The organism is Roseibium sp. RP-7, from assembly GCF_053005225.1.
In genome coordinates this window covers 1,418,440-1,435,265 of sequence record NZ_JBRKQA010000001.1, presented here as the reverse complement: position 1 = coordinate 1,435,265, position 16,826 = coordinate 1,418,440, and the positions used below count along the sequence as shown (strand labels likewise).

17 protein-coding genes are annotated in these 16,826 nt (G+C 60.7%); 12 read left to right on the top strand and 5 right to left on the bottom strand.

The features are described from left to right. Positions 1 to 122 precede the first annotated feature (122 nt). Complete coding sequence (locus tag ACVDG9_RS06530) at positions 123 to 1,685, top strand: SpoIIE family protein phosphatase (RefSeq protein WP_447237576.1); 1,563 nt, start codon at positions 123 to 125, stop codon at positions 1,683 to 1,685. A 145-nt stretch (positions 1,686 to 1,830) separates the two neighbouring features. Here ACVDG9_RS06530 and ACVDG9_RS06525 read toward each other — a convergent pair whose 3' ends face one another. After that, positions 1,831 to 3,231 (bottom strand): PepSY-associated TM helix domain-containing protein, encoded by a 1,401-nt coding sequence (locus tag ACVDG9_RS06525; protein WP_447237575.1) that lies wholly within the window; start codon positions 3,229 to 3,231, stop codon positions 1,831 to 1,833. An 85-nt stretch (positions 3,232 to 3,316) separates the two neighbouring features. After that, positions 3,317 to 3,691, bottom strand: a complete 375-nt coding sequence (locus ACVDG9_RS06520; RefSeq protein ID WP_447237574.1) for a DUF2946 family protein — start codon at positions 3,689 to 3,691, stop codon at positions 3,317 to 3,319. Positions 3,692 to 4,097: 406 nt separating this feature from the next. Between ACVDG9_RS06520 and ACVDG9_RS06515 the strand changes: the two genes are divergently transcribed. The 9 genes from ACVDG9_RS06515 (at position 4,098) to ACVDG9_RS06475 (ending at position 11,812) form a co-directional block, all read left to right on the top strand. Then, positions 4,098 to 4,337 carry a DUF6732 family protein gene (locus tag ACVDG9_RS06515; protein WP_031269597.1) on the top strand — a complete coding sequence of 80 codons (240 nt, stop codon included), beginning with the start codon at positions 4,098 to 4,100 and terminating at the stop codon, positions 4,335 to 4,337. Then, complete coding sequence (locus ACVDG9_RS06510; RefSeq protein WP_447237572.1) at positions 4,334 to 5,485, top strand: sirohydrochlorin chelatase; 1,152 nt, start codon at positions 4,334 to 4,336, stop codon at positions 5,483 to 5,485. Before ACVDG9_RS06515 ends, ACVDG9_RS06510 begins: the two co-directional genes overlap by 4 nt. A gap of 22 nt (positions 5,486 to 5,507) precedes the next feature. Next, complete coding sequence (locus ACVDG9_RS06505; protein ID WP_447238292.1) at positions 5,508 to 6,149, top strand: precorrin-8X methylmutase; 642 nt, start codon at positions 5,508 to 5,510, stop codon at positions 6,147 to 6,149. Position 6,150: 1 nt separating this feature from the next. After that, positions 6,151 to 6,405 (top strand): hypothetical protein, encoded by a 255-nt coding sequence (locus ACVDG9_RS06500; protein ID WP_152507258.1) that lies wholly within the window; start codon positions 6,151 to 6,153, stop codon positions 6,403 to 6,405. After that, entirely contained in the window at positions 6,402 to 7,616 is a 1,215-nt protein-coding gene (gene cbiE, locus ACVDG9_RS06495) for a precorrin-6y C5,15-methyltransferase (decarboxylating) subunit CbiE (protein ID WP_447237571.1), read from the top strand. The genes ACVDG9_RS06500 and cbiE overlap by 4 nt, the downstream gene beginning before the upstream one ends. Beyond that, the gene (cobI, locus tag ACVDG9_RS06490; RefSeq protein ID WP_197923118.1) at positions 7,613 to 8,338 is read left to right on the top strand and encodes a precorrin-2 C(20)-methyltransferase; all 726 of its coding nucleotides are present in this window, start codon (positions 7,613 to 7,615) and stop codon (positions 8,336 to 8,338) included. The genes cbiE and cobI overlap by 4 nt, the downstream gene beginning before the upstream one ends. Further along, entirely contained in the window at positions 8,308 to 10,230 is a 1,923-nt protein-coding gene (gene cobJ / locus ACVDG9_RS06485) for a precorrin-3B C(17)-methyltransferase (protein ID WP_447237570.1), read from the top strand. The genes cobI and cobJ overlap by 31 nt, the downstream gene beginning before the upstream one ends. After that, positions 10,227 to 11,000: a precorrin-4 C(11)-methyltransferase gene (gene cobM / locus ACVDG9_RS06480; protein ID WP_023001619.1), complete on the top strand. Its 774-nt coding sequence runs from the start codon at positions 10,227 to 10,229 to the stop codon at positions 10,998 to 11,000. Before cobJ ends, cobM begins: the two co-directional genes overlap by 4 nt. A gap of 182 nt (positions 11,001 to 11,182) precedes the next feature. Further along, a complete protein-coding gene (locus ACVDG9_RS06475; RefSeq protein WP_447237569.1) occupies positions 11,183 to 11,812 on the top strand; it encodes a class I SAM-dependent DNA methyltransferase in 630 nt (209 codons plus the stop codon). Here ACVDG9_RS06475 and ACVDG9_RS06470 read toward each other — a convergent pair. Together ACVDG9_RS06470 and cobA are read right to left on the bottom strand one after the other, a co-directional pair. After that, positions 11,809 to 13,128: a cobyrinic acid a,c-diamide synthase CobB gene (locus tag ACVDG9_RS06470; RefSeq protein ID WP_447237568.1), complete on the bottom strand. Its 1,320-nt coding sequence runs from the start codon at positions 13,126 to 13,128 to the stop codon at positions 11,809 to 11,811. The two genes, ACVDG9_RS06475 and ACVDG9_RS06470, sit on opposite strands and share 4 nt — an antisense overlap. Continuing rightward, positions 13,118 to 14,008: a uroporphyrinogen-III C-methyltransferase gene (cobA, locus tag ACVDG9_RS06465; RefSeq protein WP_447237567.1), complete on the bottom strand. Its 891-nt coding sequence runs from the start codon at positions 14,006 to 14,008 to the stop codon at positions 13,118 to 13,120. The genes ACVDG9_RS06470 and cobA overlap by 11 nt, the downstream gene beginning before the upstream one ends. A 130-nt stretch (positions 14,009 to 14,138) precedes the next feature. On the opposite strand from cobA, the gene ACVDG9_RS06460 reads away from it, so the two are divergent. Continuing rightward, positions 14,139 to 15,233, top strand: a complete 1,095-nt coding sequence (locus ACVDG9_RS06460) for a cobalt-precorrin-5B (C(1))-methyltransferase (protein ID WP_447237566.1) — start codon at positions 14,139 to 14,141, stop codon at positions 15,231 to 15,233. Further along, on the top strand, positions 15,223 to 15,984 hold the full coding sequence (locus ACVDG9_RS06455) for a cobalt-precorrin-6A reductase (protein WP_447237565.1): 762 nt from the start codon (positions 15,223 to 15,225) through the stop codon (positions 15,982 to 15,984). Before ACVDG9_RS06460 ends, ACVDG9_RS06455 begins: the two co-directional genes overlap by 11 nt. Here the strand turns inward: ACVDG9_RS06455 and ACVDG9_RS06450 are convergent. Then, on the bottom strand, positions 15,981 to 16,769 hold the full coding sequence (locus ACVDG9_RS06450; RefSeq protein WP_447237564.1) for a WecB/TagA/CpsF family glycosyltransferase: 789 nt from the start codon (positions 16,767 to 16,769) through the stop codon (positions 15,981 to 15,983). The two genes, ACVDG9_RS06455 and ACVDG9_RS06450, sit on opposite strands and share 4 nt — an antisense overlap. Positions 16,770 to 16,826: the final 57 nt, after the last annotated feature.

Here is a 16,826-nt window from a genome sequence, read left to right as displayed (position 1 = left end):
ATCTCCAGCTGTGGCCGTTGCGGCAGATAACCGTCATAATGGCAAGATTGATCGGGTTTCCCTTCAGGCTTCCTTGCCGATCCGCATTCCGTTTCAATTCATACTGAAAATCAGGTTTCCCCATGAAGCAGACAGAACCCCGCCGCGTCGACAAATTCTGGCTCACGCTCATCGAACGACCGGCGGTTTTTCTGGTTCTGGTGCTGATCGGGCTTGGCATGCTGCCTGTTGCCGTGTGGATGGACCTGCGCGCCATTTCAGATGCCTCCCTGCGCTCGCAGGCGGTTGACCTGGACCAGGCCATCGGCAAGATCCGGACCTATTACGCGCAAAACGTGATCGCCCGGGTTCAACAGGCGCCGGGCGACATCACCCCGACACACGAATATCACGAAACGCCAGGCGGCATTCCGATCCCCGCCACGCTCTCCATCGAGCTTGGGGAAGTGATCGGCGGCAACGACCATAATCTGCAATACCGGTTCGTGTCGGATCTGCCGTTCATGGAGCGCGGGTCACATAACCTGACACCTTTCGAGATCAAGGCACTGAACGATTTCCGACAAAGCCGTGATCCTGCAGACCTGGAGATTGCCTACGAAGGATCGATCTTCGACCGAAAGATCCAGATCGCCTCCCCCGTCTTGATGGGCGAGGCCTGCGTTTCCTGTCACAACAGCCACCCGGAAAGCCCCAAGACCGACTGGAAGACGGGCGACGTGCGTGGCATTCAGGCGATCACCATAAGCCAACCCATTGCCGCAAACCTCTGGTCGTTCAAATTTCTGCTGCTCTACTTCGGCTGTGCAGGGGCGATCGGTGCTGCGGTCACCGCCCTGCAATGGCACCAGGCAACGCGGTTCCACCGGATGAACGTCAATCTGGAGCACGCGAATACGGAAATCGCGCATCTCAACAAGCAGCTGACGTCCGAAAACCTGCGACTGGGAGCGGAAATTGAAGTCGCAAGGCAGATCCAGATGATGGTGCTGCCGACAAAGGATGAGCTTGGCGGCATTCATGAACTGGAGATCGCGGCCTTCATGGAACCGGCGGACGAAGTTGGCGGCGACTATTACGACGTGCTGCAGCTGGACGACAAGGTGAAGATCGGCATTGGCGATGTGACCGGCCATGGCCTGGAAAGCGGCGTTCTGATGCTGATGGTTCAGTCCATCGCCGTCGCCCTGCAGGAACGCGGACCGTCAGATCCGCGCCAGTTCCTGGTTGCACTTAACAGCGCCATCTGCCGCAACCTGAAGCGCACCCGGACCGACAAGCACCTGACGCTGTCCTTCCTCGATTTCGAACCGAACAAGGTAACCTTGTCGGGCCAGCACGAGGAACTGATCATTCTGCGCGAAAACGGCCAATGCGACATCGTCGATACGGTCGATCTCGGCTTCCCCATCGGCCTCGATGAAGACATCGAACCGTTTATCGAAACCAGGGAACTGGCCTTCGGTCCCGGAGATCTCATTATTCTCTATACGGATGGCGTGACCGAAGCGGAAAATCCTGACGGTGTGCTGTATGGTCTGGACCGCTTGGTCGCAAGTGCCCGCCGCCACGCTGCACCAAAGGCCGGGCGGGTGCTGGAAGGCATCCTGGCGGACCTCAAGGCCCATATCGACACACAAACGGTGCATGACGACATTACGCTGATGGTGATCCGGCACAAGTAAGCCGGCAGCATTCGCCGCAGCTTGCTGCCGCACACTGCGATCAAAATTTTGGGGGCGTGTTACCCCGGATAGACGCAGCGCCTATCCGGGGTAACAGCAATGTTGAGGAGCCGAACAGCGGCCTCGTCAGACGCCCCTTACGTCGTCATCCGATGGCCTTTCTCAGAACCGGCACACGTTTGACAAAAAGATAGTCCAGCGCCAGCACGCTCAATAGCGTGATGCCGACCAGCGGAAAGGCCAGGGAGACGGCCAGCATCAGGATCATCGCGCCACGCCAATGCGGCAGGTCTTCCGGCATTTTCGGTGCAAAAACCCGAAGGGCGGAACCTTTGGGCCGTCGCAGCCACCACATGACAAGCCCGCTGACGCAAAGGAAAATCACCGACAGGCAGAATAGGGTGTTGAGCACCACGTTCCAGAGCCCCATGTCGCCTTCATGAAAGGCGATACCGATGGCCATGCCCTTGGCCGGCAGGGAATAATCCGCAAAACCGACATCAGCCAGGATCCGTCCGGTGTATTGATCGATATGCACCGTGCGGTCGACCATCGGGTTCTCTGAGTCGTTGCTCATGGAATCCTGGTTGATGGTCCAGACACCGGTTTCATTGCCGGGAAGATTCACCCGGAACCGCCCTTCAAAGCCGATTTTCCGGCCGAACGCGGCAATACTGTCCAGATCAATAGGCGTTCCGGCAGCAATCGCGTCGGTGCCGGCATCAGAGCCGGACATCGGCATGCTTGTCTGTTCCAGCCCCCAGGGAACGTCCTTTATCGAGCCATGGTTCATCGAGGCGTGGGTGTCGTCGGACAGAGGCACGTTCGACCATTTTTCGGCTGGAAAGGTGCTCCAGGCCTGAACGAATTTCTCGCCCCAGACACCGGCCCAGGAGAGACCACTGACCAGGAAGACCAGCAGGATGAGAGAAACATAGGCGCCGATCACCTTGTGCAGGCTCTTCCAGAGCGCACGACCATTTGCGCGAAGATCCGGCACAAGAGCACTTCCACCGCCTGCCCGTGGCCACCACAGATAAAGACCGGTCACGATCAGCACGATGGCAAGGCCGGCCGCGATTTCGATCAGACGATCACCAAGATCGCCGATCAGCAGCGTACCGTGAATGTCATTCAGTAGGTCATACCAGCCGTCACGCCGGATCCAGCTCTCAACGACCGAGCCCGAATAAGGATCAACTGCCACCATGTAATTGGTGCCAGCGTCGTTGACGCGGAAGACATTGGCTCCGTCGGCGGTCTTGGCGCCGATCCATTCCACCAGGCTCGCGCCCTGCCTTCGCGTTGCCAGCGCAGCGCCAGCTTGCTGCGACAGCGCCACTGGTTCGCCGGCAATTGCAACCTTGATGTATTCCCCGTCGCGGCCATCAAGAACGGAAATAAACATCATCGAAAGGCCGGTGACGGCCAGCATGATCAGAAACGGCACAACATAAAGACCGGCGTAAAAGTGCCAACGCCAGGCAGCCAGGTAAAATCGGCTGGGGGTGGACGCATATACAGCGTCCGAAGGGATGTTGCTCATGGGATCTCCACACCCGAGTGCGTCCGTTCGGCAAAAGCCGGACAGACCTCGAGTTCAAAACGAGTTCAGATAAGGTTCGGAAAGATCACGCGTTGAGCGGCGGTGCCCGGGCAAAGTTCCGACCGCGCGGTGTGCTGGAAGCCCAGACCTTTGCAGGTAGAGAAACCGGTTGGCGGGAGATCTCTTCCTGCACGAAGAGGAACGGCACCCTGTCAGGCGCAGCAAACGCACCGACACCGGCAAAGACGCAATGGCGGGAGGCCTTTTCCGCGGGGCTATCCTCGTCGGAACCCGTCGGAATTTCTGCACCGTTCGCATCCAGCGTAACAGTGCGAAGGCCCTCGGTGGTACACAGCGTGACGGTAAAACCGCCATCCGCGCGCACGTCCGGCATGTACCCCTTGGGCACAAGCGCCGTGACCAGAAACGGCAGCAGAAGCAGTAGCCTGACTGCCGCCATGAGGTCCGGATGTTTTCGCCGGAAGTTTTCCACGCCCCACTTACCCCGAATCGAGACAGGTTGATCACTAATCCAAAGGGATGACAAAGACAAACCGGTTCTTTTCGGGGAGCCGCAAGACGCAACGATTGCCGGTTTCAGGCCATGGCTGCCTCGTGCCAATGGATGTCGCTTTCATGCTTGATCCGCTATGGCCACTCCCCTAAGGTGCGCCCACCTGACGGCGTCCCGTGGAGGGACTGAAAGCCATTCCGGATGAGGTTGACCCAAGCAGGGGACCAAGGCCGGAGCTGTCCAAGGCATCTGCAGATCAACCGGCTCCGCCGGCTTTTGCGCGTGTTTGCTTTCATTCTTCCCGACGCCTGTTGCCACGCTGCCGATCCGGCATCAGCCACTGGGGAGAGACATGATCAGACGGACCATCCTTGCAGGCCTTGCCGCCGCGCTGCCTACCTCCGCCTTCGCCCATGGGGGCCATCTTGGCGAACTCGCCGGTCATTCCCACTGGGTCGGGGTCGCAGCCCTTGCCGGTGCCGCGCTCGTCGCCGGCATCATCGCCCTCAAAGACAAGAAGCAGAAAAAAGCCGAAGACGCGCCTGAAGCCCGTCCGGAAGACGACGAGACTGCCGGAGAAGCTGCTCAATGAGCGAAAAACTCGGACTGATGATCTGCGGCCATGGCAGCCGCAACAAGGGTGCCGTAAAGCAATTTGCACAGCTGGCGGAAGGCCTGACGGCTCGCTTCCCCGATTGGCCAGTGGAATACGGATATCTGGAGTTCGCCAACCCGGTCATTCATGACGGACTGAACAAGCTGCGCGAGGCCGGCTGCACCCGCGTTCTGGCCGTGCCGGGCATGCTGTTTGCCGCTGGTCACGCCAAGAACGACATTCCCTCGGTCCTGAACACCTATCAGGCGATGCATCCGGAGATGACGATCTCCTATGGCCGCGAACTGGCCGTCGACACACGCATGGTGAAAGCCGCCGCTGCCCGTGTTCAGGAAGCGATCGACGCTGCCGACAGCGACGTGCCGCTGCACGAGACCCTGCTGATGGTGGTCGGGCGCGGCGCTTCCGATCCGGACGCGAACTCCAACGTCTCCAAGATTACGCGCATGCTTTGGGAAGGCTTCGGTTTCGGCTGGGCGGAAACCTGCTACTCCGGCGTCACCTTCCCCCTGGTCGGACCCGGTCTCGAACATGCGGCAAAGCTCGGCTACAAGCGCGTCATCGTGTTCCCCTATTTCCTGTTCACCGGTGTACTGGTGCAGCGGATCTATTCGACCACGGACGAAGTTGCCGCCAAACATCCGGAAATCGAATTCCTGAAAGCTGGTTATCTGAACGACCACCCGCAGGTGATCGACACGATGGCCGATCGGGTGCAGGAGATCCTGCAGGGCGCAAATCTGATGAACTGCCAGATGTGCAAGTACCGCGAACAGGTCCTTGGCTTCGAAGCCGAAGTGGGTCTGGCCCAGGAAAGCCACCACTATCACGTGGAAGGCCTCGGCGCGGAAGCAGAATGCAAGCTGTGTGACGAGATCTGCACCGGAGCCTGCGAAAAGCAGGTGCAGGCGGGTGGTCATCATCACCACGACCATGGTCATCATCATCACGATCACTCCCATGACCATGGGCATGATCACGCGCATCATCATGGCCACTCTCATGATCATTCGCACGAGCATGGGCATAGCCACGGGCACGGGCATGATCACGATCACCACCACCACCCCTACCCGCACGCAGACCATCCGCACGGCCCCCGGTCGTTGAACCGCGGAGACTGAGGCTGCCGTGAGCACCGAAACCATGCCGTCCTACGACTATGAAAAGGACCCGGCGGCGATTTACCGCCAGTCCTTTTCAATCGTGCGGTCGGAAGCAGAATTGTCTCATCTACCCGACGGGCTGAAACCGGTCGCGGTGCGTCTGATCCACGCCTGCGGCATGACAGACCTTCCGCAGGATCTTGCCTGGTCGGAGGATATCCTGTCTGCCGCGCAGGATGCCTTCGCGCGGGCCGCACCCGTCTTTTGCGACGTGGAGATGGTGGTGCATGGCGTCATTCGCTCACGACTTCCGGCGGACTGCGACGTGGTTTGCACCTTGAACGATCCCGCGGTTCCGACCCTTGCCAAAGAGCTCGGCACGACCCGCTCGGCCGCCGCGGTCGAGCTCTGGCGCGACAGGCTGGACGGCGCTGTCGTTGCCGTTGGCAATGCGCCGACGGCCCTCTTCCATCTGCTTGAAATGATTGCCGCCGGCGGACCGAAACCGGCGCTGGTTCTGGGGTTTCCGGTCGGGTTTGTGGGCGCCGCAGAATCCAAGGAGGCTCTGATCTCCAATCCGTTCAAGGTTCCCTTCCTGGCTGTTCGCGGCCGCAGGGGTGGATCGGCCATGGCTGCTGCCGCAGTCAACGCTCTTGCCGCCGGCCTGCCGGAGGAAACGTGAGATGGCCGGAGGTCCGCCGAAAGACGACGAAAAACCAACCGGATTGAAATCCGTTCGCAGCAAAAAGCCTCTGCGGTCACGCGGTTTCCTGTCCCAGCCGGGTGGTTCGGTCAAGACGCCTGCGGACGGCAGTGGTGACCAGTCGGTCCATCACCGGTCACGGGGTGCCCGGCAGGTATCGCCAAACAGTAGCGGCACGCCTCAGGACCTGTCGGTAAAACCGGTGATCAAACCTTATCGTCTGGAGGACAAATGACTTCCTCGACAGACAAGCGCCCCTGGTTGACGCTGGTCGGCCTGGGCGAGGACGGTGTTCTGGCTCCAGGTGGCGCAGAAGCCCTGGCAGGTGCAGACATCGTTTATGGCGGCACCCGACACCTGGAGCTGACGGGCGGAATCACTGCCGAGAAGCGGACATGGCCCAGCCCGTTTGCAACCGTCTTCGAAGATCTGGCAGCGCTCAGGCAGAAGCGCGTCGCGGTTTTGGCGACAGGCGATCCCATGTGGTTCGGCATCGGCTCGTCCTTGCTGAAGCATTTCCCTGCGCACGAGCTGATGGTGCTGCCCGCGCCGTCCGCCTTCCAGCTGGCTGCCGCACGAATGGGGTGGGCCTTGCAGGAAACCGACTGCCTGTCGGTTCATGGTCGACCAGTCGATCTGTTGCGGGCATCGCTTTACCCGGGCGCCCGGATCCTGTGTCTAACCAGCAATGCGGAAACTCCCCGCCAGGTGGCTGACCTCCTGGCCGACGAAGGCTATGGGCGCAGCCGGATGACGGTTCTGGAGCATCTCGGCGGCACCAGGGAAAGGTGCGTTGCAGGTACCGCGGAAGGCTGGTCGGCCGAGGTTGCCGATTTTCACACACTTGCTCTGGATGTGATTGCCGACCCCGGTGTGCGGTTCCGTGCGCGGACACCCGGCCTTGCCGATGATGCCTTTCGCCACGACGGCAAGATGACCAAGCAGGACATCCGCGCCATCACCCTGGCGGAGTTGAAGCCTCACCCCGGCGCACTCTTGTGGGATGTCGGTGCAGGCTGCGGTTCGATTGCCATCGAATGGTTGCGAGCAGCCGACCGAACCCGGGCCATCGGCCTGGAACCGCATGTGGAACGGCGGCAAATGGCGGCTGAAAACGCTGTCGCGCTTGGCGTCCCACATCTGGAACTGTTGGACGCGACCGCTCCGGAAGGCCTCCACGATCTGCCACAGCCGGACGCGATCTTCATTGGCGGCGGCCTGACAGCCTCCGGTGTGATCGAGGCCTGTCTTGCAGCGCTAGGCCCAGGGGGGCGGCTTGTCGCCAATGCAGTGACCCTGGAGAGCGAGGCCATACTTCTCTCCGCCTATCAGTCTCATGGAGGCACTTTGAAGAAAGTTTCCGTTCACCGGGCAAGCGCCGTCGGCGGCTTGACCGGATGGCGTCCCTTGATGCCCGTGACGCAGTGGAGCCTGACGAAATCATGACGGGCACACTCTATGGCATAGGTCTTGGCCCGGGCGATCCGGAGCTGATGACCCTGAAGGCGCACAGGCTGATCGCAAGCGCACGGGTAATTGCCTACCCCGCTCCCGATTCCGGTGAAAGCTTTGCCCGGTCAATCGCCTCTGATGTGATCCCTGTCGGCGTGCGGGAAATTCCGATTGTCGTGCCGATGCGAGTCGACAGGTTCCCGGCACAGGAGATCTACGACAAGGCCGCCGAAGAGATAGCCGCCGTTTTGGCAAACGGTGAGGATGTCGTGACCTTGTGTGAAGGAGATCCATTCTTCTTCGGTTCGTTCATGTATCTGTTCGAGCGCCTGTCCGACCGTTTCACGATAGAAATCGTGCCCGGGGTCACCTCGCTGACAGCCTGCGCCGCTCAGTTGAGACGACCGCTGACGGCACGAAACGATGTACTAACCGTCATTCCTGGCCCGCTTCCGGACGCGGACATCCGCCGCAAGATCGAAGAAGCCCAGGCGGTTGCCATCATGAAGGTCGGCCGTCACCTGACACGGCTGAAGACCTTGCTTTCCGACATGGGGCTGCTGGAAAAGGCCGGCTACGTGGAACGTGCCAGCCTGCCGGAGCAGAAGGTTCATCGGCTCATCGACCTTGAGACCGACACCGCCCCCTATTTTTCCATGATCCTCATCTACAAGGGAGAAGAAGCGTGGACGCTTCCCCCATCCTACTCGTCCTGAACCAGGCCGGCCTCGCCGCTGCCGAAGTGATCGCCAGACGGTTTTCAACCGCCCGCATCCACGGGCTTGCCGGCCGTGTGCCGACGGCGGACACCCAGTTCAACGAAACGATCGACCATATCCGCCTGTTGTTTCAGGCCGGTCATCCGATCGTCGGCTTCTGCGCCAGCGGCATTCTGATCCGTGCGCTTGCACCGGTCCTGTCCGACAAGACAAGCGAACCGCCGGTGATCGCCGTGTCGGAAGACGGCAAGAGTGTCGTTCCGCTGCTCGGTGGTCATCGCGGCGCCAACGAACTGGCCAAGCTTCTGGCCAGCGCTCTCGGTGGGCATGCGGCGATCACGACGGCTGGGGACACCAAGCTTGGTGTTGCGCTCGACGCCCCGCCCCGCGGCTGGCGTCTCGCCAATCCGGAAGATGCAAAACCGGTGATGGCCGAGCTGCTCTCCGGCGCTCCCGTCCGCCTGGAAGGCCGCGCCGATTGGCTCAAAGAGGCCAAGCTGCAGCAAGCAGACGATGCCGCCATCACGCTTTCGGCAACCGAACATCCGGAAGAAGCAGGCCCGACGCGTCTGGTCTACCACCCTCAGCGCTATGCTGTTGGCGTCGGCTGCGCGCGCGGGTGCGATGCGGCCGAACTGATCGAACTGGTCGAGACCGAACTGGCGGGAGCCAACATTGCCAAGGGCGCTGTTGCCTGCATCGCGACCATCGACCTCAAGGCAGATGAGGCCGCTGTCAATGCTCTCGCCGCGCATCTGGATGTGCCGCTTCGGGTCTTTTCCGCAGAAGACCTGCAACGCGAGACCCCGCGCCTGAAACACCCGTCGCCCGTCGTCTTCAAGGAAGTCGGCTGTTACGGCGTGTCTGAAGGGGCTGCCCTGGCCGCGTCCGGCGCCTTTGGAACGCTGAAGGTCGAAAAGCAGAAAACCGACAACGCAACTTGCGCCATTGCACGGTCACCGAAGTGGATTGACACCGACACGGTCGGTCGGGCTCGCGGACATCTGTCCGTTATCGGTATCGGTCCGGGCAAGGACGACTGGCGCACACCGGAGGCCACCAAGCTTCTGGCGGAAGCAACCGACGTTGTCGGCTACTCGCTTTATCTCGACATTGTTGACCAGCACATTACCGGCAAGACCCACCACAACTTCCCGCTTGGCGCGGAAGAGGATCGCGTCCGCTTTGCGCTGGAAGAAGCTGGCAAGGGTAAGAATGTCGCGCTGATTTCCTCAGGTGATGCCGGCATCTACGCCATGGGTTCGCTGGTCTATGAACTGTTGCACAGGAATGAGGAGTATGGCGGTGTGTCGGATTCCGCCAAGCGGGTCAGCGTCACAAACGCGCCGGGCATTTCCGCCCTTCAGGCCTGCTCGGCCCGTATCGGCGCGCCGCTTGGCCATGATTTCTGCGCGATCTCGCTGTCCGATCTCCTCACCCCTTGGGAGGTGATCGAAAGGCGTCTGAGGGCAGCAGCCGAGGGCGACTTCGTGATTGCCTTCTACAACCCGGTGTCCAAACGCCGCCGCACGCAGCTTGCAGCCGCAAAGGAAATCCTGCTGGAGCACCGCTCGGCAGCGACACCGGTCATTCTCGGCGTCAATCTTGGCCGGCCGGAGGAAACCATCCGCGTCACCAGTCTGCATGCGCTCAGCGTCGACGATGTCGACATGCTGACCACCGTGCTGGTCGGTTCGACCAACACTCGCACCGTCATGCGCGGTGACGGGAAACCTTTCGTCTATACACCGCGCGGCTATGCCAAGCGGATCGACGCACCAAAGCCGGTGGAAGCAGCACCAGTTGCCACTGAAGCCGCGCCTTCGTCCCTGATGGAAGACGTGACGACCGACATTTCCGACATTCTCGAAACGGATGACAAATCATGACCGTTCATTTCATTGGCGCCGGACCTGGCGATCCCGATCTCATCACCGTTCGCGGCCTGAAGCTCATCCAATCCTGCCCGGTCTGCCTTTTCGCGGGCTCGCTGGTGCCTGAACAGATCGTTGCCGCTGCACCGGAAGGTGCACGCGTCATAGACACGGCCCCGATGACGCTTGACGAGATCATCGACGAGATCAAGGCTGCCCATGAAAAGGGCCAGAACGTTGCCCGGGTTCATTCCGGCGACCCTTCCATTTACGGTGCAACGGCGGAGCAGATGCGCCGTCTGGACGCACTCGGCATCGATTATGATGTAACACCGGGCGTGCCGGCCTTCGCGGCCGCGGCCGCTGCACTCAAGACCGAGCTGACCATCCCGGAAGTTGCCCAGACCATCATTGTCACCCGCACGGCAATGAAATCCTCGGCGATGCCGAATAACGAGGACCTGGACACGCTCGGCAAGAGCGGGGCGACGCTGGCAATTCACCTGTCGATCAGGAACCTGCGGGAAGTCGAGCGCCAGTTGACGCCGCATTACGGTGCCGATTGCCCGGTGATCGTCGCCTATCGTGTCGGTTGGCCGGATGAGGCCTTCATTCACGGCACATTGTCGACCATTGCCGCAGAAGTGCGTGCCTCCAAGATCACCCGCACCGCGCTGATCTTCGTCGGCCATGCCTTGAAGCCTGCAGCCGACTTCCGCGACAGCGCCCTTTACGACGCCGACCACGTGCATGTGCTGCGCCCGAAGAAGAAGGCGAAAGCCTGAGGAACCGGCGGAACTAGACCACTTCGCGGCCTTCCACTGTCTGTCATCATCGGTATGGGGGAGGTCGCGAAACGCTTCGCAGGTTCATCGAGCGGTGATTTGCCTGTCCGAGAGCCTCATTTGCATATCGCTCCTGCCCTCGCCTAATCTCAACAGGATTAAGACCGGACAGGAGCAATCCCATGACAGATGAAAACCCACTTCTGAAACAGGCGATTTCTCTCAGCGGTGATCCCGATGCCATTCGCAAGTTCTACGCGGACTGGGCGGAGACCTACGATGCCGATCTGCTTCAGACCATAGGGTATGTCGGCCCCAGGATTGCAGCGGAAGCACTGGTTAAACGCCTGCCCAAAACGGCGCTGGTTCTGGACGCAGGCTGTGGGACCGGTCTCGTCGGGAGCGAGTTGATCAGTCGCAATTCAGCCCTGACCCTTGACGGCATAGACCTGACACCGGCGATGCTGGAGCATTCGCGCAGCCGTGGGATTTACCGCAATCTGTCCCAGGCCGACATGATGGCCACGCTCTCAGGCATTGACGATAACATTTATGACGGCATCGTCAGCGCGGGCGTCTTCACGAATGGCCATGTGGGTCCGGAAGGGATCGACGAACTGCTGCGCATTGCCAAACCGGGTGCTCCCATCGTCCTGACAGTACGCGATAGCGCCTGGGAGGCCGACGGCTTCAAGGCCAAGGTCGAACAGCTGGAACAGGACGGCAAAACAAGGACGCTGGAGATCAGCCACTGTCCCTATCACACCAAGGAAGACGTCTATTGCGAGCTTGTCGTGCTTGAGGTGGTTTAGGCGAGAGCAATGACATGGGCAAAGGAGCCCATGACCGATCCGGCGCGCAGCCCCATCTGTGCCAGTTCGTTGCCTTCGGCATCTTCCGCTGAAAACAGCCGCTCCGCCCCGCCTTCCGACATTATGGAGGCATAGTGGAATTCGTGTGCGGATAGCGGCATTTGCCACGGTAGGCCACGAAGTGGCATGACTTTTCGGTAGCCGAGGTGACGCTTGCGGGTCTGAAACGAGGTTTCCAGCGGCAACAGCCCCAGCATTTCGTGGCGTGTGCCATCGGCATCGATCATGCCCTTGCCGAGTGTCATGTAGCCACCACACTCGCCATAGATCAGCTTTCCGGTAGCTGCGGCCCTCAAGACCCCAGCCTTGAACCTGTCTGCCGCAGACAGCTTTCCGGCATGTAGCTCCGGATAACCGCCGGGTAGAAAAATTGCATCGGCATCAGGTGACGGTGCTTCATTCGCGAGTGGCGAGAAGAACTCGAGCCTCGCGCCCTGCCTATCCCAGAAATCCAGCAGATGCGGATAGGAAAAGGCAAAGGCAACGTCCCGGGCAATGGCAATGCACTGGCCAAGCGGCGCGGGCAGGTTTTCCCTGTTATCACCGGCAGGGCTCAGTGGTGCCGCCAATGTTTCCAGGCGGTTCAGGTCTACATTCCGGGTACACAGGTCGCTCGCCTTTTCCAGAAAGGCTTCCAGATCCGGATGCTCCCCCGCCTGGACAAGCCCCAGGTGGCGTTCTGGAAGGCCTAGTTCCTGAGCCCGCGGCAAGACGCCCAGAACATCGATGGCGAGCGGTGCCAGCGCTGCGCGCAGCATGGCTTCGTGGCGCGGGCTGCCAACCTTGTTGAGAATAACGCCTGCGAGATTGATATCTGGCCGGAAGCTTTGAAACCCATGAACAAGCGCTGCGACCGACTGGGCCTGTTTGCCGCAATCGACGACGAGAATCACGGGTAGATGCAGCGTTGCCGCCAGATCGGCAGCCGAGCCCATGCCGCTGGCAGCTCCGTCGAATAGCCCCATGGCGCCTTCGACCACGAGAACGTCATGACTGTCGGCCTGCTGGTGGGCAAGCATCTGCAGTGTCGCCGGGTCCATAGCCCAGGCGTCCAGGTTGATGCAGGGCGTCCCGCTGGCAGCTTCGTGGAATTTCGGATCGATGTAATCCGGGCCGGACTTGGCGGAAACGACCGAACGCCCGGCGGATTTCAGTGCGCGCAGCAACGCAAGCGTCAGTGTGGTCTTGCCAGCACCCGACGATGGCGCCGCGATCAGAACACCCTTGGCGCCTGCCTTGGCAGTGTCAGCCGGCATCGGCAGAACGGGAGGATATGCGCAGGCCTAGCGGGTCGCTGTCCAGCACCTTGCCCGACAGGGCGCCGAGCCAGTCGAGCCCCTTGCGCAGACGGACAACCTCACCGACACAAACAACTGCCGGTGGTTCGATCCCGGCAGCCTTCGCGTCTTTAGCGCAGCGGCCCAGCGTGGTTTCCAGAACGTCCTGGCCCGCAAGGGACGCATTGCACACGATACCCACAGGTTCATCCACAGATCGTCCACCGGCAATCAGTTTGCCGGCTATGACGTCCAGGTGCTTCATCGCCATATACATGACAATGACAGGCGAACCCTTGGCGATACCATCCCAGTTGATCGCGTCCGGGGTGAGGCCCGTCTGGTCATGGCCTGTCAGGAAGGTGACAGCCTGATTGCAGTCCCGGTGGGTTGCGGGAATCCCCGCATAGGCCAGACCGCCGATACCGGCGGTGATGCCGGGAATGATGCGGAACGGCACACCGGCCTCGACAAGGCCGAGCGCTTCCTCGCCGCCGCGGCCGAAGACGAAAGGATCGCCGCCCTTCAGGCGAAGCACCCTTTTGCCTTCGCGGGCGTAATCGATCAGCTTCAAGGTTATGTCGCGCTGTTTCGGGCTCGGTTTACCGCCGCGCTTGCCCGCGTAGTCAGTCACGGCTCCCGGTTTGACCCAGGCAAGAATGCTCTGATCGACAAGCGCATCAAACACGACAACATCGGCCTGGCGCAGGCCATTGAGCGCATGCAGTGTCAGAAGGCCGGGATCGCCCGGACCTGCACCGGCAAGCCAAACCCAGCCGGGTTCGAACACGGGTAACCCGCCTGGCAGGTCTCCCGGCAAGCCTTCATGCGGTCTGTTGTTGTCGTCTTCTCCAGTCATGGTTCCTGTTTACCCGCGTGGCCCGGTAACGCCAAGCGCTTCGGCGATCAAAAACGATGCGAAAACGACATTTCATCGCGCACATAAACTAATATGCACAAAGCGGAATTTCATCGTCTATAGAAAGAGCATGTCGAAGGAAGAGCCAAAAGAGCTGCGGCGGGGCTGGACGACGGGAGCCTGTGCGACAGCAGCCACCAAGGCGGCGTATCAGGCCCTTTTGACCGGCGATTTCCCGGATCCGGTCGAAATCACCCTGCCCAAGGGTGGCACGGCGTCCTTTGCGCTGACCCGGCATACGCTTTCAGGAAAATCGGCGTCCGCCGCCATCATCAAGGATGCAGGGGACGACCCCGACGTGACCCATGGCGCCTTGGTCAGTGCAACCGTCAACCTGTTGCCTCCTGGTTCTGGAGTAATCTTCAGGGCCGGAGAAGGTGTCGGCACCGTCACAAGGCCTGGCCTGCCGATCCCGCCGGGCGAACCTGCCATCAATCCGGTGCCGCGCCAGATGATGCGGACGGCAATCGATGAGGTTACCCAACTGAATGGCGGGGCCGGCGATGTCGAGATAACGGTCTCGATCGAAGGCGGTGTAGAGCTCGCCCTCAAGACGATGAACCCCAGGCTTGGCATCCTGGGGGGCTTGTCCGTACTTGGCACGACCGGCATCGTCCGGCCGTTTTCCTGCGCTGCGTGGATTGCGTCCATACATCGGGGCATCGATGTTGCGCGCGCAGTCGGGTTGTCACATGTGGTTGGCGCAACCGGCGCCAGTTCCGAAGACGCGGTCAAGGCCCGATACGATCTGGATGAAACCGCCTTTCTCGACATGGGGGATTTCGCCGGCGGTTTGCTGAAGTACCTGCGCAGTCATCCGGTTGACCGGCTGACCCTCGCAGGCGGATTTGCGAAGTTCACCAAGCTGGCTCAAGGGGCGCTCGATCTGCATTCGGCCCGCAGCTCCGTCGACTTCGAATTCCTGCAGGATCTTCTGCGTCAGGAGAACGCTTCCGCGGATCTGATTGAACAGGCCGCCTCGGCCAACACGGCCAAGGAGGTGCTGGATGCCTCCCTGGCTGCCGGTATCGATCTCAGTGGCCCACTTGCGCGGCGAACGAAGGACGCCGTCCGCCAGATCCTGCGCGATGCGCCGGTGGATGTGGAAGTTCTGATCACCGATCGCCAGGGCAAAGTGCTGGGAGAAACAGGCTTTGACCGCTAAGGCAGATCATATCCTGTTGCTCGCCGGAACAAGCGAAGCCCGGCAATTGGCCAGAACGCTGGCGGAAACATTTCCGGAAAGTCGCCTGACCGCCTCTTTTGCCGGAGCGGTTCGTGACCTGCCTGATCTTGGCGTCCCGACACGCGTCGGCGGTTTTGGCGGCTCCGAAGGTCTGCTGGCCTTCATGCGGCACGAAGGGATCACCGTCATTGTCGATGCGACCCATCCCTTCGCTGCCCAGATGAGCCGTAATGCGGCCGAGGCCGCCAAGATGCTCAAGGTACCGCTTGTTCGCCTGGAACGGCCATGCTGGCACCCCGGTGAAGGCGACGCATGGACAAATGTCCTGTCCATGGACGATGCGGCCAAGGCCCTGCCTGACGGCGCGCGCGCCTTCCTGGCCATTGGCCGCAAGGAGATCGAGCGCTTCACTCATCGAAACGATATTTTCGGTCTTGTCCGGATGATCGAACCGCCCAAAACACGATTACCTTCAGCCTGGGAGTTGATCCTCTCCCGCCCCCCGGCATCTGCCGATGAGGAAGTTTCGCTGTTTCTGGAAAAAAACATCACTTACGTGGTGACGAAAAACAGTGGTGGCAGTCGTTCCTACGCCAAGATCGAGGCTGCGCGGACCTTGAAACTTCCCGTCATCATGATCGCCCGGCCAGATCTACCGGAGGCCGAAACTGCTCCAACGAATTCAGCGCTCGTTGACCGGTTACGGCAGATCCTTGCACGTGGGAGCTAGCGCGAAACGCCGGACCTGGAATATCTGATTTTCATCAGGGCAAACAGAAAACGCGGTATGCCGATGACATAGCGGCGGAACAGCCGGCGAGGTTCCTGCAACAGGCGGAACAACCACTCAAGGCCGGCTGCCTGGAATATCTTCGGTGCGCGGACAACCGCCCCCGACATGAAGTCGAACAGCGCCCCGACCCCGATCGCGACCGGTACAGTCAGCGCCGACCGGTTCTCAACGATGAAAGTCTCCTGCCTGGGGTTCCCCATGGCAACAAGCAAAAGGTCCGGCTTTGCCTCGTTGATCCCCTGGCACAAGCTGTCCAGTTCGTCGCTTGCGAAATAGCCGTCACGGTAGCCAACCACCTGGTGCTTCGGATAGGCAGTCTCGATATGCTCCTTGGCAAGGCGAACCTGTTCTTCCTTGGCGCCGAGCAGATAGATCCGCAGCGGAATGCCGATGTTCGCCAGGATCCGGGGAATGAGGTCAGTCCCGTTCAGATTTTCCGGAAACGGTTCTTCCCTGAGCAGCTTGCTGGCAAGGCTCATACCGATGCCGTCGTTCAGAAGCGACATTTTCTGGAGTGTTGCAGCGTAGCGGGGATCATCCATCGCTGACAGGAGCGTATGGGCGTTGCAGATGGCAATATCGAGGTTCTGCCGCTTTTGAACGGCGGCCTCGACAAGCTGGATGGCATCCCGGGAGCGAAGACGCCCGATGGCAAACGGACCGATAGCGGTTGCTTCGATCCGGCACCCCAGCAGTTCACTCTCGAAATCTCTTGCCAGCATTCCGTTCCCAGTCTCCCCTTTACGTTCGCCCCGGTTACGACGGCGGCGAACGCATTA

Coding starts and splice junctions, on each gene's coding strand:
- ACVDG9_RS06530 (WP_447237576.1), top strand. CDS start 123: ATGAAGCAGACAGAACCCCGCCGCGTCGACAAATTCTGGCTCACGCTC.
- ACVDG9_RS06525 (WP_447237575.1), bottom strand. CDS start 3,231: ATGAGCAACATCCCTTCGGACGCTGTATATGCGTCCACCCCCAGCCGA.
- ACVDG9_RS06520 (WP_447237574.1), bottom strand. CDS start 3,691: ATGGCGGCAGTCAGGCTACTGCTTCTGCTGCCGTTTCTGGTCACGGCG.
- ACVDG9_RS06515 (WP_031269597.1), top strand. CDS start 4,098: ATGATCAGACGGACCATCCTTGCAGGCCTTGCCGCCGCGCTGCCTACC.
- ACVDG9_RS06510 (WP_447237572.1), top strand. CDS start 4,334: ATGAGCGAAAAACTCGGACTGATGATCTGCGGCCATGGCAGCCGCAAC.
- ACVDG9_RS06505 (WP_447238292.1), top strand. CDS start 5,508: ATGCCGTCCTACGACTATGAAAAGGACCCGGCGGCGATTTACCGCCAG.
- ACVDG9_RS06500 (WP_152507258.1), top strand. CDS start 6,151: ATGGCCGGAGGTCCGCCGAAAGACGACGAAAAACCAACCGGATTGAAA.
- cbiE (WP_447237571.1), top strand. CDS start 6,402: ATGACTTCCTCGACAGACAAGCGCCCCTGGTTGACGCTGGTCGGCCTG.
- cobI (WP_197923118.1), top strand. CDS start 7,613: ATGACGGGCACACTCTATGGCATAGGTCTTGGCCCGGGCGATCCGGAG.
- cobM (WP_023001619.1), top strand. CDS start 10,227: ATGACCGTTCATTTCATTGGCGCCGGACCTGGCGATCCCGATCTCATC.
- ACVDG9_RS06475 (WP_447237569.1), top strand. CDS start 11,183: ATGACAGATGAAAACCCACTTCTGAAACAGGCGATTTCTCTCAGCGGT.
- ACVDG9_RS06470 (WP_447237568.1), bottom strand. CDS start 13,128: ATGCCGGCTGACACTGCCAAGGCAGGCGCCAAGGGTGTTCTGATCGCG.
- cobA (WP_447237567.1), bottom strand. CDS start 14,008: ATGACTGGAGAAGACGACAACAACAGACCGCATGAAGGCTTGCCGGGA.
- ACVDG9_RS06460 (WP_447237566.1), top strand. CDS start 14,139: ATGTCGAAGGAAGAGCCAAAAGAGCTGCGGCGGGGCTGGACGACGGGA.
- ACVDG9_RS06450 (WP_447237564.1), bottom strand. CDS start 16,769: ATGCTGGCAAGAGATTTCGAGAGTGAACTGCTGGGGTGCCGGATCGAA.